Annotated in this window: 11 protein-coding genes; 8 read left to right on the top strand and 3 right to left on the bottom strand. The window is 61.8% G+C overall.

What is annotated here, in order from left to right:
• Window positions 1-236: 236 nt before the first annotated feature.
• Together CAF90_RS13160 and CAF90_RS13155 are read left to right on the top strand one after the other, a co-directional pair.
• Window positions 237-1658, top strand: coding sequence for an amino acid permease (locus CAF90_RS13160; RefSeq protein ID WP_085606790.1), 1422 nt, complete (start codon window positions 237-239; stop codon window positions 1656-1658).
• Between the two features lie 170 nt (window positions 1659-1828).
• On the top strand, window positions 1829-3334 hold the full coding sequence (locus CAF90_RS13155) for a glucosyltransferase domain-containing protein (protein WP_085606788.1): 1506 nt from the start codon (window positions 1829-1831) through the stop codon (window positions 3332-3334).
• Between the two features lie 11 nt (window positions 3335-3345).
• On the opposite strand, the gene CAF90_RS13150 is transcribed toward CAF90_RS13155, so the two are convergent.
• Both CAF90_RS13150 and CAF90_RS13145 read right to left on the bottom strand, forming a co-directional pair.
• Complete coding sequence (locus CAF90_RS13150) at window positions 3346-4965, bottom strand: FMN-binding glutamate synthase family protein (protein WP_085606786.1); 1620 nt, start codon at window positions 4963-4965, stop codon at window positions 3346-3348.
• A gap of 36 nt (window positions 4966-5001) precedes the next feature.
• A complete protein-coding gene (locus CAF90_RS13145) occupies window positions 5002-5802 on the bottom strand; it encodes a LuxR C-terminal-related transcriptional regulator (RefSeq protein ID WP_011335770.1) in 801 nt (266 codons plus the stop codon).
• A 125-nt stretch (window positions 5803-5927) separates the two neighbouring features.
• On the opposite strand from CAF90_RS13145, the gene CAF90_RS13140 reads away from it, so the two are divergent.
• The 5 genes from CAF90_RS13140 (at window position 5928) to CAF90_RS13115 (ending at window position 9969) form a co-directional block, all read left to right on the top strand.
• The gene (locus CAF90_RS13140) at window positions 5928-6743 is read left to right on the top strand and encodes a carbon-nitrogen hydrolase family protein (protein WP_085606784.1); all 816 of its coding nucleotides are present in this window, start codon (window positions 5928-5930) and stop codon (window positions 6741-6743) included.
• A gap of 204 nt (window positions 6744-6947) precedes the next feature.
• Window positions 6948-8273, top strand: coding sequence for an APC family permease (locus CAF90_RS13130; protein ID WP_085606782.1), 1326 nt, complete (start codon window positions 6948-6950; stop codon window positions 8271-8273).
• A gap of 76 nt (window positions 8274-8349) precedes the next feature.
• The gene (locus tag CAF90_RS13125) at window positions 8350-8775 is read left to right on the top strand and encodes an NUDIX domain-containing protein (protein WP_085606780.1); all 426 of its coding nucleotides are present in this window, start codon (window positions 8350-8352) and stop codon (window positions 8773-8775) included.
• 23 nt (window positions 8776-8798) lie between these two features.
• The gene (locus CAF90_RS13120; protein ID WP_007953155.1) at window positions 8799-9437 is read left to right on the top strand and encodes a LysE family translocator; all 639 of its coding nucleotides are present in this window, start codon (window positions 8799-8801) and stop codon (window positions 9435-9437) included.
• Window position 9438: 1 nt separating this feature from the next.
• Window positions 9439-9969: a GNAT family N-acetyltransferase gene (locus CAF90_RS13115; RefSeq protein ID WP_085606778.1), complete on the top strand. Its 531-nt coding sequence runs from the start codon at window positions 9439-9441 to the stop codon at window positions 9967-9969.
• Here CAF90_RS13115 and metR read toward each other — a convergent pair.
• On the bottom strand, window positions 9953-10870 hold the full coding sequence (gene metR / locus CAF90_RS13110; RefSeq protein ID WP_007953158.1) for a transcriptional regulator MetR: 918 nt from the start codon (window positions 10868-10870) through the stop codon (window positions 9953-9955). The two genes, CAF90_RS13115 and metR, sit on opposite strands and share 17 nt — an antisense overlap.
• A 111-nt stretch (window positions 10871-10981) precedes the next feature.
• Between metR and metE the strand changes: the two genes are divergently transcribed.
• Window positions 10982-13294 (top strand): 5-methyltetrahydropteroyltriglutamate--homocysteine S-methyltransferase, encoded by a 2313-nt coding sequence (metE, locus tag CAF90_RS13105; RefSeq protein ID WP_085606776.1) that lies wholly within the window; start codon window positions 10982-10984, stop codon window positions 13292-13294.
• Window positions 13295-13313: the final 19 nt, after the last annotated feature.

The following is a 13313-nucleotide window of genomic DNA, read 5'->3' as shown; positions in this document are numbered from 1 at the left end:
GATGTTTTGTCTCGTAAACCTTGTATTTGGCGAGGTTTACGTCTGAATCAGATGCCTTATAGAGTGAAAAAACCTGTCGCAAGCTTTTTATACTGCATGCCCCGCTGATCCCGCAGGTTGCTTCTGCGCGACGGTCCTGCCCACGAAGCAGGGCCGGTTTTACCCAGGCGCAGGCTTATCGGCCGACGCTTGAACACTCGGTGGTCACATCCAATAACAAGACGAGGAAGTCCCCCATGCCAGTCGGCAATCACCCGCCCCATGGCGAAACCGCTCAAGGCGGCCCGCTCAAACGCGAACTCGGTGAACGGCATATTCGCCTGATGGCGCTCGGCGCCTGCATCGGTGTCGGTCTGTTTCTCGGTTCGGCCAAGGCCATCGAAATGGCCGGCCCGGCGATCATGCTCTCGTACATCATCGGCGGACTGGCGATCCTGGTGATCATGCGCGCCCTCGGCGAGATGGCCGTACACAACCCGGTCGCCGGCTCCTTCAGCCGTTACGCACAGGATTACCTCGGCCCGCTGGCGGGCTTTCTGACCGGCTGGAACTACTGGTTCCTGTGGCTGGTGACCTGCGTCGCCGAAATCACGGCGGTGGCGGTGTACATGGGCATCTGGTTCCCCGATGTCCCGCGCTGGATCTGGGCGCTGGCGGCGCTGGTCAGCATGGGCTCGATCAACCTGATCGCGGTGAAGGCGTTCGGTGAATTCGAGTTCTGGTTCGCCCTGATCAAGATCGTCACCATCATCGCCATGGTGCTCGGCGGCATCGGCATCATCGCCTTCGGTTTCGGCAACGACGGTGTGGCACTGGGGATTTCCAACCTGTGGGCCCACGGCGGCTTCATGCCCAACGGTGTGACGGGCGTGCTCATGTCCCTGCAAATGGTGATGTTCGCCTACCTCGGCGTGGAAATGATCGGCCTGACCGCCGGTGAAGCGAAGAACCCGCAGAAGACCATCCCGAATGCGATCGGCTCGGTGTTCTGGCGGATCCTGCTGTTTTACGTCGGCGCGCTGTTCGTGATCCTGTCGATCTACCCGTGGAATGAAATCGGCACTCAGGGCAGCCCGTTCGTGATGACCTTTGAACGTCTGGGCATCAAGACCGCCGCCGGCATCATCAACTTCGTGGTGATCACTGCGGCGCTGTCGTCGTGCAACGGTGGCATCTTCAGCACCGGGCGCATGCTTTACAGCCTGGCGCAGAACGGCCAGGCGCCGGCCGGTTTCGCTCGCACGTCGAGCAACGGCGTACCGCGTCGCGCATTGCTGCTGTCGATCTTCGCGCTGCTGCTGGGCGTGCTGCTCAACTATCTGGTGCCGGAAAAAGTCTTCGTTTGGGTGACCTCGATTGCCACCTTCGGCGCGATCTGGACCTGGGTGATGATCCTGCTGGCCCAGCTCAAATTCCGTAAAGGCCTGAGCGCCAGCGAACGGGCCGGCCTGAAATACAAGATGTGGCTGTTCCCGATCAGCTCGTATCTGGCGCTGGCGTTCCTGGTGCTGGTGGTCGGCCTGATGGCGTACTTCCCGGACACTCGCGTGGCCCTTTATGTAGGCCCGGCGTTCCTGGTGCTGCTGACCGTGTTGTTCTACGTGTTCAAGCTGCAACCAAGCGATGCGTCCCAGGGCGCGGTGCGTTCGGCTTCGTAATTCGTTGTCGCTGAAACCTGAAGCCCCGGTCGAAAGTCCGGGGCTTTTTCGTGGGTGCGAGGTTGATGCCGCTGGTCTGAAAGCGCCGCAAAAAACGACTTCTGATCCAGAGTCATGTTCGAAGGTTTAGCTACGTTGTTTCCAGCGCAGCCGTGATCAGAGGCTCAGGTATGAGGATCCGCGATTTTCTCGTACGAGAACTCGGCCGCCGTCAGGTCGTGCTGTTCTTCCTGCTCGCCACGCTGCTGTACATCCTGCCGCTGATCCTCGCCGACTTCCCCTACATCGATGACAACTGGCGCACGCTGGCCGCCGGCAACGCCTGGGCCGGGCAGGGGCGGTTGTTCATGGACTGGCTGTATCAGGCGCTGACCTTCACCGGCGCTGCGCCGAACATTTTTCCATTGCCGCTGTTGCTCGCCACGATAGCCATGTCGTTCGCGTTGACCCGGCTGACCTTCCACTATTTTCCCGAACCGACGCTGGCCTGTTGTCTGGTGGTGTTGCCGCTCTGGTACAACCCGTTCCTGCTGCAGAACCTGTCCTATCAATACGACGGGGCCGGCATGGCGCTGAGTCTGGTCGCGGCGATTTACGCGATCACGTTTTGCAGCGCTTCACGCATTCAGCGATGGCTGGTGCCGTCGGTGTTGCTGGCGCTGGCGATCGGGCTGTATCAGATCAGCCTCAATGTGTTTCTCGGGCTGTGTTGCCTTGAATTGCTCAGGAATGTTCACGGGCGAATGCCGTGGTCAGCGCTCTGGTGCCAGTCAGGCTGGCGGCTGGCGCAACTGCTGCTGGCGGTGTTGATTTACAGCGTCACGGCCTATCCGTTCACTGACCACGGGCGCACGCAATTGCTGAATGCTAGCGCTGATCCGTTGCTGCAGATCGGCATCAATATCGGTCGGGTGATGGAGAAGATTGCGCTGCTGTTTCACGGCGGCTACACGATGGTTTTTATTGTTTTGGTGCTGTGCGCCGTGTTCGGCGCCCTGCAATTGGGGCGGCAGATTCGCGAGCGCAAAATGTCCCGCGCCAAGGGCTTGCTCCTGAGCTTCATCTGCCTGCTGGCATTGCCGCTGATTGTGCTACTGGTGCCGGGCATGACGCTGCTGTTTCGCGATTTCAACGAAGGCGCGCGCACCCTGATGGGGTTCGGCGTACTGCTGATGTTGCTGTTCTATCTGGCCTGGTTGGGGTTGATGCCGCTGCATCAACGGTTGCCTTTGGTGTTGGCGATTCCGCTTCTGGCCACGCTGTCGTTGTCCTTCGCTTATGGCCGGGTGCTGACGATGGAAAAAACCTTCGCCAGCAATGCGCTCTACAGCCTGAGCCACGACATTTCATCTCATCGCGAACTGCGCGAAGCCAAACGGATTTATATCTCGGTGACGTACTCCGACCGCTGGCTGGCGGGGGCGGTGGGTACGTTCAAGCAGTTGCCGGTGCTGCAATATCTACTCAACATCGATTACTTCATGCTCGCCGAAAATCTGCCCTCGGCCGGCATCACCAACGTGGTCGCCGAGCGCGAACGGCGCAACGCGACCCATGTCGGTCTGATGGGCTATCCACCCTTGGTGGACAGCCTCTATTACCGCCTCTACCTAATTGGCGACTACGGCTTCATCGTGATGAAGGAGCCGCCCCACGGTCGCTTGCTGCAATGGTGACCGTTCAGAGTCTAGGCCGCCGCGATTTCCTGCGGCTCGAAACTGTCCGCCCTCGCCATCTGCCACATCCGCGAATAGAACTCGCCGTTCACTTCCCCGGTGAGCAATTCCCCTGGCTTCAGGAACACGTGCAACTGCGAGAACAGTTTGATCTCGGTCGCCGACATGCGCCGCACCAGATGCTTGGCCGACAGTTGCGACGGATGATCGAGGCCGGCGGCGGCGAGCATTTCCGCCAGGGCCTTGAGCGTATTGCGGTGGAAGTTGTAGACCCGCTGGGCCTTGTCCGGCACCACCAGCGCGCGCTGGCGCAGGGTGTCCTGGGTGGCGACGCCGGTCGGGCATTTGTTGGTGTGGCAGCTTTGCGACTGGATGCAGCCGATGGCGAACATGAAGCCGCGCGCCGAGTTGGCCCAGTCGGCGCCGATGGCCAGCACGCTGGCGATGTCGAAAGCGCTGACGATCTTGCCGCTGGCGCCGAGCTTGATCTTGTCCCGCAGATTCAGGCCGACCAGGGTGTTGTGCACGAACAGCAGACCTTCGCGCATCGGCACGCCGATGTGGTCGGTGAACTCCACCGGCGCGGCGCCGGTGCCGCCTTCCTTGCCGTCGACCACGATGAAGTCCGGCAGGATGCCGGTTTCCAGCATGGCCTTGGCGATGCCCATGAACTCCCACGGATGGCCGAGGCAGAACTTGAAGCCCACCGGTTTGCCGCCGGACAGTTCACGCAGTTGCTGGATGAAATGCATCATCTCGATCGGCGTGGAGAACGCGCTGTGGCGCGACGGCGAGATGCAGTCTTCGCCCATCAGGATGCCGCGGGTATCGGCGATTTCCTGGGTGACCTTGTGCTTGGGCAGAATCCCGCCGTGGCCGGGTTTGGCGCCCTGGCTCATCTTGATTTCGATCATCCGCACTTGCGGGGTCTGCGCCTGGGCGGCGAAGCGTTCCGGGTCGAAACGGCCGTCGCTGGTGCGGCAGCCGAAATAGCCGCTGCCCAGTTCCCAGGTCAGGTCGCCGCCGTGTTCGCGGTGATAGGGGCTGATGCTGCCTTCGCCGGTGTCGTGGGCGAAGTTGCCGAGTTTGGCGCCCTGGTTGAGTGCGCGGATCGCGTTGGCGCTGAGCGAGCCAAAACTCATGGCCGAGATGTTGAACACCGACGCCGAATACGGCTGGGTGCACTGCGGGCCACCGACGGTGACACGAAAACTGTTCGGGTCGCTTAGCGGCGCCGGGCGCATCGAGTGGCCGATGAATTCGAAGCCGGATTGATAGACGTCGATCAGGGTGCCGAACGGCTTGTCGGCGGTTTCGTTCTTGGCCCGCGAGTACACCAGCGAACGCTGAGCGCGGGAGAAGGGCAGGGCGTCGCTGTCGGATTCCAGCAGGTACTGGCGGATTTCCGGGCGGATGCCCTCCACCAGATAACGGATGTTGCCCAGGATCGGATAATTGCGACGCACCGCGTGCGGGCTCTGCATCAGGTCGAACAGGCCGATCAGGCTCAATACGCCGGTAACGGCGGTGATCGGCCACAGCCAGTCGTGTTCGAGAAAGGGCAGGCTGGCGAGGGTGAAAATCACGCAGACGGCAAAGAAGGCGTAGCGGCTCAGGAGTGACAGGCTCATACGGTTTCCTTGGTTCGGACGGTTTTTTTGCGGCAGTCAGGCGTTCTGCGCCTGCAGAAAGATCGAAAACAGCTCTGACTGGGATTTGATCCCCAGCTTGCTGTACATGTGTTTCTTATGGACTTTCACGGTTTCAACAGAGATTTCCAGCTTACGGGCGATTTCTTTACTGGAGCAACCGCTGAGCATCAGGCGCCCGACGTCCAGTTCCCGGGCGGTCAGTTGCGCGCCCTTGAGTTGCTGCACCGATGCTTCGAGCTGCACCCGCCAGTCCGGTTGCGCAGGCGCCGGGGCCAGGGCCACGGTTTCGTTGATTTCATAGGGCAGGCGCTGGCGCAACAGCCCGAGCACCCACGGCTGGATCAGCGACAGCAGGGCAATCTGCTCGCCGGTGAAGCGCTGCTGGCTGCCCAGCGACAGGCACAGCGTGCGGTCGCCTTCGAGCTGGCAATTGAACTGGATTTCGTCGGCCACCACATTCAGACGAAAGTATCGCTGGTAATACTCGGTCAGTTCGAAGTGCTCCGGCGCGACCTCCGACAGGCGATACAAACCGGTGCGCGACTGCTCGCGGCAGGCGATGTAGAACGGGTCGAGCAGGTACAGACCGCGCAGATAATCCTGAAACAGCTGATCGGGACTGCCGTCGGCGCCGGGGCATTCGGCGAACACCTGCGGGTGGCGGTCGGCGCTGAACAGCAACGCCACCCAGCTATCGAACGGCACGTACTGGTCGAGCAGGCGCACCAGTTGCGCCCAGAAATTCGGCTTGTCGAGGGCGTCGATCAACTGCCCGACGGCGCGGTGCCAGGTGATGTCGTCAAACGAAAGAGTCATGCCTCTACCCCTATCGGGTTACCCCGGCCGCGTAATTCCCTGGCCGGTCGAATGCGAAGCATACTGGCCCACAGACAGCCGCCGGGCAATCTTTCGGCGCCCGGCGCTCATAACAAGGACTCCCCATGAAAGTCGAACTCGCCCAGCTGGCGGGCCGTGACAATGGCACGGCTTACAACCTCGAACGCGCCCTGGCGGCAATTGCCGCGTGCCCGGCCGACACGCAATTGATCGTGTTCCCCGAGACCCACCTGATGGGCTTCCCGACCGCTGACACCGTGGCGCAGATCGCCGAACCGCTGGACGGCCCGACCGTCAGCGCGGTGCAGGCTGCCGCCCGCGAACGCAACCTCGCCGTGGTGATCGGCATGGCCGAGAACGACAACGGCCGCTTCTACAACACCACGCTGCTGATCACCCCCGAAGGCATCGCCCTGAAATACCGCAAGACCCACCTCTGGGCTTCGGATCGCGGTGTGTTCGAGGCGGGCGACCGTTACGCCACCTGCCTGTGGAACGGTGTGCGGGTCGGTCTGCTGATCTGCTACGACATCGAGTTCCCGGAATCGGCCCGGGCCCTGGCGCAACTGGGCGCCGAATTGCTGATCGTGACCAACGGCAACATGGACCCGTACGGGCCGACTCATCGCACCGCGATCATGGCCCGGGCCCAGGAAAACCAGGCGTTTGCGCTGATGGTCAACCGCGTGGAAGCCGGGGATGACGGGTTGATGTTCGCCGGCGGCAGTGCGCTGGTGGATCCGCTGGGCACGGTGCTGTTCGAGGCCGGGCGTGAGGAAGGACGGTTCAGCGTCGAGCTGGATTTCGGTCAGCTGGAACTGGCGCGCAAGGATTATCGGTATCTGGATGATCAGCGGTTGAGGTTGCCGGGGGAGGTGGTTGAACACGCCTCGGGAGTACGTGAGCTGCTGATCCCTTGACCCGTTGTACCCGATCGTTCCCACGCTCTGCGTGGGAATGCAGCCCGGGACGCTCTGCGTCCCAAGAGCGGACGCAGAGCGTCCATTGAGGCATTCCCACGCGGACGGTTCGACGCCTCGACGTGGGAACGATCAGCAACACCCGAAACATTCGCCGAACTCGGCCTCTGCCATAAATCCAATAAAATCCGGAGTAAGTCGCCCATGGCTCGTTTGCAACGCACCCTTTCGCTAGGGTCGGTGGTGCTGTTCGGCATCGCCTACATGACGCCGATCATTGTTCTCGGCACGTTCGGCATCCTCGCCCAGTCCACCGCCGGCATGGTGCCCGCCGCGTATCTGGCGGCATTGGTGGCGATGTTTTTCACCGCCATGAGCTACGGGCGCATGGCCGCCGCGTTCCCGGTAGCCGGCTCGGCCTACAGCTACGTGCGCAAGGCCATCAGCCCGAAACTTGGCTTCATCGCCGGTTGGGCGGTGCTGCTCGATTATCTGTTTCTGCCGATGGCGATCTGGCTGATCGGCGCCGCGTATCTCGCTTCGGCCTTCCCGTCGATCCCCCAGTGGATCTGGGTACTGGCGTTCATCGGCATCACCAGCGCGATCAACATCATCGGTCTGAAACTGGCCAACGGCATCAACGCCTTGCTGATGCTGGTGCAGTTCCTGGTGCTGATCGCCTTCGTCGCGCTGTGCGTGCATTACGTTGGCGGCGATGCCAGCACGCCGTTGTGGTCGATCAAGCCGTTCTTCAACGGCGACATGCAGATGCCGCTGATCATGAGCGGCGCCGCCATTGCCTGCTATTCGTTCCTCGGCTTCGACGCGGTCAGCACGCTCACCGAAGAAACCCGCGATCCACGTCGCACCATCCCTCGGGCAATCATGTTGATCACCCTGATCGGCGGGCTGATTTTTGTCGGTGTCTCGTACTTCGTACAGATCGCCCATCCCTCGTTCCAGTTCGACAGCGTCGACTCGGCGGCCTACGAAATTGCGCGCAACATCGGCGGCGACCTGTTCGTGTCGATCTTCCTGATCGGCCTGATCGTCGGTCAGTTCGCCTCGGGCCTGTCGGCGCAGGCCAGCGGTTCGCGGCTGTTGTTTGCGATGGGCCGTGACGGAGTGCTGCCCAAGTCGTTTTTCGGCACCTTGCACGCGCGCTTCGGCACGCCGGTCAACAGCATTCTGCTGTGTGCAGTGGTGGCTTTGCTGGCGCTGAAACTCGACGTGACCACCTCGACCTCGTTCATCAACTTCGGCGCATTCCTGGCGTTCAGCCTGGTCAACTTGTCGGTGATTTTTCACTACTGGATCGGCGGCGAGAAAAAGGGCCTGCGCGAGTTGATCCTGTTCCTGATCTTTCCGTTCATCGGCCTGGCAGCGGACTTGTGGCTGATGGTCAGCCTCGATCACCTGGCGGTGTATCTGGGCCTGAGCTGGCTGGCGATTGGCGTGGTGTACCTGGCGGTGCTCACAGGTGGTTTCCGCCGGCAGCCGCCGGAGATGGATTTCCAGGAAGCGACCTGATCTTCCGGCCGAGTCTTTGCTCATGAACGGCAGGCGTGTGATGCTTGCCGTTTTTTGAGTCAAAGGCTTTCCGTTCATGTCGACCGCAAATAACTCCACGATCCGCATCGCCGCCGCGCTGTTGCTCAACCCCGAAGGCCAGACCCTGCTGGTGCGCAAGCGCGGCACTACGGCGTTCATGCAACCGGGCGGCAAGATCGAACCTCATGAACTGCCGGTGCATGCATTGGCCCGTGAGCTGGAAGAAGAGCTGGGGCTGGTGATTGATCCTGAGCAGGCGAGCTTTCTCGGCCAGTTCTCGGCACCCGCCGCCAACGAGCCGGGATTCGTCGTGCAGGCCGAGATCTTTCAGCTGACCATCGACACCGAAGTATCCCCGGCTGCCGAGATCGAGGAGGTGATCTGGATCGACCCGGCTACCGACGGCGATGTGGTTCTCGCCCCATTGACACGCGACCTGATCCTGCCGTTTTATCGAGCCTCGCTGACCGCGATCGCCTGATCATTCGTGCAAAGGACTTCGTCATGATCCCGCTTCCAGACCTGCTGATTTTTGCCGCCGCCGCACTGCTGATGGTGCTGACGCCGGGGCCGAACATGATCTACCTGATCTCGCGGTCGATCTGCCAGGGACGCCGCGCCGGGGTGACCTCGCTGCTCGGCGTGGTGGCGGGGTTCTTCGTGCACCTGTTCGCGGCGGCCGCCGGTTTGACCGCGGTGTTTCTCGCGGTGCCGATGGCCTATGAAGTGTTGAAGTGGGCCGGTGCGCTGTACCTGCTCTGGCTGGCCTGGCAGGCGGTGAAACCCGGCGCCCGTTCGCCGTTCGAGGCGCAACAATTGCCGGCGGATTCTTCGCGCAAACTGGTCACCATGGGTTTTCTCACCAGCGCGCTGAACCCGAAAATCGCTGTGTTTTACCTCTCGGTATTTCCGCAGTTCATTTCGCCAGAGCACGGCTCGGTGTTCACCCAGAGCATCATCCTGGGCCTGACCCAGATCAGCGTCAGCTTCTGCGTCAACCTGTTGATCGCGCTGTTCGCCGCTGGCATCGCGTCGTGGTTCGTCAACAACCCGACCTGGCTGGCGGCGCAGCGTTATTTCATGGGGTTTGTGCTGGGCGGCCTGGCCGTGCGGCTGATGCTTGAACAGCGCAAGGCCGCCTGACATGTGGATCGAACGGCTGGACGCCAGTCATGCGCTGGCCTATCGCGAATTGATGCTGGAAGCCTATGACCGACATCCGCAGGCGTTCACCTCCAGCGTACGCGAGCGCGCAGTGATGCCGCTGAGCTGGTGGGAATCACGCCTGACCAGCAAGCTCGACGCGGTGTTCGGCGCGTTCGAAGACGGCCGGCTGGCGGGGATCGTCGGCCTGGCGTTCGAGCCTCGGGAAAAGGCCCGGCACAAGGCAACGGTATTCGGTATGTATGTGTCGGCGGAGTTTCGCCAGCGCGGGCTGGGGCTGAAATTGATGGAGGCGGTGCTGGGGGAAGCGCAGCAGCATCCGGCGCTGAAAGTCATTCAACTGACCGTCACCGCCGGCAATGACGCGGCGTTTCATCTGTACCAGCGCTGCGGCTTCATTCAGTTCGGCCTGGAGCCGATGGCGGTGCGGGTCGGCGAGGACTATTTCGACAAGATCCATATGTGGTGCCCGCCTTTCGTGCCAACCGCCAGCCTCAACGAACCGCGCTGACCCCATCCAGCGTCGAGAACGAAGTGTCCTTGGCCGTCAGCAGGAAGTCGCGCATGTACGGCGCGTCCAGCATGTCGGCGCGGATTGCCGCGTACAGCGTCGCAAACAGACCTTTCTCACCCAGCCGCTTGCCCTTCACGTAACCGCGCGAGCTGTATTCATGCAGCGCCCAGTGCGGCATGCCGCACACGCCACGGCCGCTGGCCACCAGTTGCATCATCATCACCGTCAGCTCTGAGGTGCGAACCTGCGCCGGTTCAATGTCGGCCGGTTCGAGGAAGCGGGTGAAGATGTCCAGCCGATCGCGTTCGACCGGGTAGGTGATCAGGGTTTCGGTCAGCAGGTCTTCGGGAACGATGTACGGTTTGCTTGCCAGCGCGTGCTGATTGGCGACCGCGAGCATGGCTTCGTAGGTGAACAGCGGCACGTAGGTGATGCCGGCGATTTCCAGCGGGTCGGACGTCACCACCAGATCCAGATCACCCCGGGCCAGCGCCGGCAGCGGGGCAAACGAGAAACCCGAAGCGAGGTCGAGTTCGACTTCCGGCCACGCATCGCGGAATTGGTCGATGGTCGGCATCAGCCACTGGAAGCAGCTGTGGCATTCGATGGCCATGTGCAGACGCCCGGCGGTGCCACCGGCCAGACGCCCGATATCACGCTCGGCGGCGCGCAGCAGCGGCAGGGTCGCGTCGGCCAGTTGCAGCAGGCGCAGGCCGGCGCTGGTGAAGCGCACCGGTTTGGTCTTGCGCACGAACAACGGCATGCCCATGCGCTCTTCCAGTTCCTTGAACTGGTGGGACAGCGCCGACTGGGTCAGGTGCAGGCGGTCGGCTGCGTCGACCAGGCTGTCGGCTTCGCGCAGGGCATGCAGGGTTTTCAGGTGACGGATTTCAAGCACCGCAGGCTCCATGAGGAAAATTTATGATCAACACGAAAAGGTTGAGTTTGTCTCATGTTGCCCTGGCTGTCGACAATGGCGCCATCTTTTACGCAATGGAGAACACTCGACATGGCCGTGGCACACACCCTGGGTTTCCCGCGCATCGGCGCCGACCGCGAACTGAAAAAAGCCCTCGAAGCCTGTTGGAAAGGCGATCTCGATCAGGCCGCTCTGAATCAGGTCGGCCGCGAACTGCGCGCCAAGCACTGGCAACTACAGAAGGACGCCGGCATCGATCTGCTGCCGGTCGGCGACTTCGCCTGGTACGACCAGGTGCTGACCCACTCGCTGACCTTCGGTGTGATCCCCGAGCGCTTCGACGGTGTGCGTGACGAGCGCGGCCTGCCGACCCTCGACACCCTGTTTGCCATGGCCCGTGGCGCCACGTCGTCCTGCTGCGGCGGCGAGCACGGCAAGACTCAGTACGCACAAGAGCTGACCAAGTGGTTCGACACCAACTACCACTACCTGGTCCCGGAATTCAGCGCAGACCAGCAATTCAAGCTGAGCTGGGAACAGCTGTTCGATGAAGTCGAAGAAGCCAAGGCTCTCGGTCACCACGTCAAACCAGTGATCATCGGCCCGCTGACTTACCTGTGGCTGGGCAAGGCGAAAGGCAACGACTTCGACAAGCTCGACCTGCTTGAGCGCCTGCTGCCGGTGTACAACGAAATCCTTGGTCGCCTCGCCGAACAAGGCGTGGAGTGGGTGCAGATCGATGAGCCGATCCTCACCCTCGACCTGCCGCAAGCCTGGAAAAGTGCCTTCGAACGCGCCTATCACATCCTTCAGTACTCGCCGCTGAAGAAACTGGTCGCGACCTATTTCAGCGGTCTGCAAGACAACCTCGGCCTGGCCGTCGGCCTGCCGGTGCAAGGCCTGCACATCGATGCGGTGCGTGCGCCCGATCAGCTCGGTCAGGTGCTTGATCGCCTGCCGACCTACAAGATTCTTTCGGTCGGTCTGGTCAACGGTCGTAACGTCTGGCGCTGCGAACTGGAGCAGGCGCTGGCACAACTGCAACCGGCGCAGGAGCGTTTTGGCAATAACCTGTGGGTCAGCAGTTCCTGCTCGTTGCTGCACAGTCCGGTGGATGTCGAGCGTGAAGACAAGCTCGATCCGGAACTGAAAAGCTGGCTGGCATTCGCCGTGCAGAAGTGCAGCGAAATCTCGGTTTTGCGTGATGCGCTGAACGATCCGCAAGCGCCAAAAGTGCAAAGCGCACTGGCCGAAAGCCGCGCCATTCAAGAGAGCCGCGCCCGCTCGCCGCGCATTCACAAGGCCGCCGTGCAGGCGCGGATCGAGGCGATCAACGCCAGCGACAGCCAGCGCCATTCGCCGTTCGCCAAACGCATCGCCGCACAGCAGGCGCGTCTGAAATTGCCGACGTTCCCGACCACCACCATCGGTTCGTTCCCGCAGACCGGCTCGATTCGTCTGGCCCGTCAGGCGTTCAAGCAGGGCAAACTGTCGGCCAACGATTACCACGACGCCATGCGCAGCGAAATCCGCCACGCGGTGCAAGTCCAGGAACGTCTGGGCCTCGATGTGCTGGTGCACGGTGAAGCCGAGCGCAACGACATGGTCGAGTACTTCGCCGAACAGCTCGACGGTTATCTGTTTACCCGTTTCGGCTGGGTGCAGAGCTACGGCTCCCGCTGCGTGAAACCGGCGGTGATTTATGGCGATCTGTCCCGTCCGAACGCCATGACCGTGGACTGGATCACCTACGCTCAGAGCCTGACCGACAAGGTCATGAAAGGCATGCTGACTGGCCCTGTGACCATGCTGATGTGGTCGTTCCCCCGTGAAGACGTGTCGCGCAAAGTCCAGGCGCAACAACTGGCGCTGGCCCTGCGTGACGAAGTGGTGGATCTGGAAAACGCCGGAATCAAGATCGTGCAGATCGACGAGGCGGCGTTCCGCGAAGGCCTGCCATTGCGCCGTGAACAATGGCAGGAATACCTCGACTGGGCGGTGGAAGCGTTCCGCCTGACAGCCTCGGGCGTGAAAGATGAAACCCAGATCCACACCCACATGTGCTACAGCGAATTCAATGACGTGATCAAGGCGATCGCCGACATGGACGCCGACGTCATCACCATCGAAACCTCGCGCTCGGACATGGAATTGCTCGAAGCCTTCGAAGCGTTCGACTACCCGAACGACATCGGCCCGGGCGTCTACGACATCCACTCGCCGCGCGTGCCGGACACCGCCGAGATGGTCAAGTTGATGAGCAAAGCGGTCAAGCGCATCCCCGCGCAGCGCCTGTGGGTCAACCCCGATTGCGGCCTGAAGACCCGCGCCTGGCCGGAGACCGAGGCGGCGCTGGTGAACATGGTGGCGGCGGCGCGGCAGTTGCGCAGTCAGTTGGCGTAATACGTCGAAAACCGGCATA

The sequence above is a fragment of the Pseudomonas sp. B37(2017) genome (genome assembly GCF_002112885.1).
GTDB classification, from domain to species: domain Bacteria; phylum Pseudomonadota; class Gammaproteobacteria; order Pseudomonadales; family Pseudomonadaceae; genus Aquipseudomonas; species Aquipseudomonas paraglycinae.
This window is presented reverse-complemented; position numbering and strand designations above follow the sequence as displayed.

Coding starts and splice junctions, on each gene's coding strand:
- CAF90_RS13160 (WP_085606790.1), top strand. CDS start 237: ATGCCAGTCGGCAATCACCCGCCCCATGGCGAAACCGCTCAAGGCGGC.
- CAF90_RS13155 (WP_085606788.1), top strand. CDS start 1,829: ATGAGGATCCGCGATTTTCTCGTACGAGAACTCGGCCGCCGTCAGGTC.
- CAF90_RS13150 (WP_085606786.1), bottom strand. CDS start 4,965: ATGAGCCTGTCACTCCTGAGCCGCTACGCCTTCTTTGCCGTCTGCGTG.
- CAF90_RS13145 (WP_011335770.1), bottom strand. CDS start 5,802: ATGACTCTTTCGTTTGACGACATCACCTGGCACCGCGCCGTCGGGCAG.
- CAF90_RS13140 (WP_085606784.1), top strand. CDS start 5,928: ATGAAAGTCGAACTCGCCCAGCTGGCGGGCCGTGACAATGGCACGGCT.
- CAF90_RS13130 (WP_085606782.1), top strand. CDS start 6,948: ATGGCTCGTTTGCAACGCACCCTTTCGCTAGGGTCGGTGGTGCTGTTC.
- CAF90_RS13125 (WP_085606780.1), top strand. CDS start 8,350: ATGTCGACCGCAAATAACTCCACGATCCGCATCGCCGCCGCGCTGTTG.
- CAF90_RS13120 (WP_007953155.1), top strand. CDS start 8,799: ATGATCCCGCTTCCAGACCTGCTGATTTTTGCCGCCGCCGCACTGCTG.
- CAF90_RS13115 (WP_085606778.1), top strand. CDS start 9,439: ATGTGGATCGAACGGCTGGACGCCAGTCATGCGCTGGCCTATCGCGAA.
- metE (WP_085606776.1), top strand. CDS start 10,982: ATGGCCGTGGCACACACCCTGGGTTTCCCGCGCATCGGCGCCGACCGC.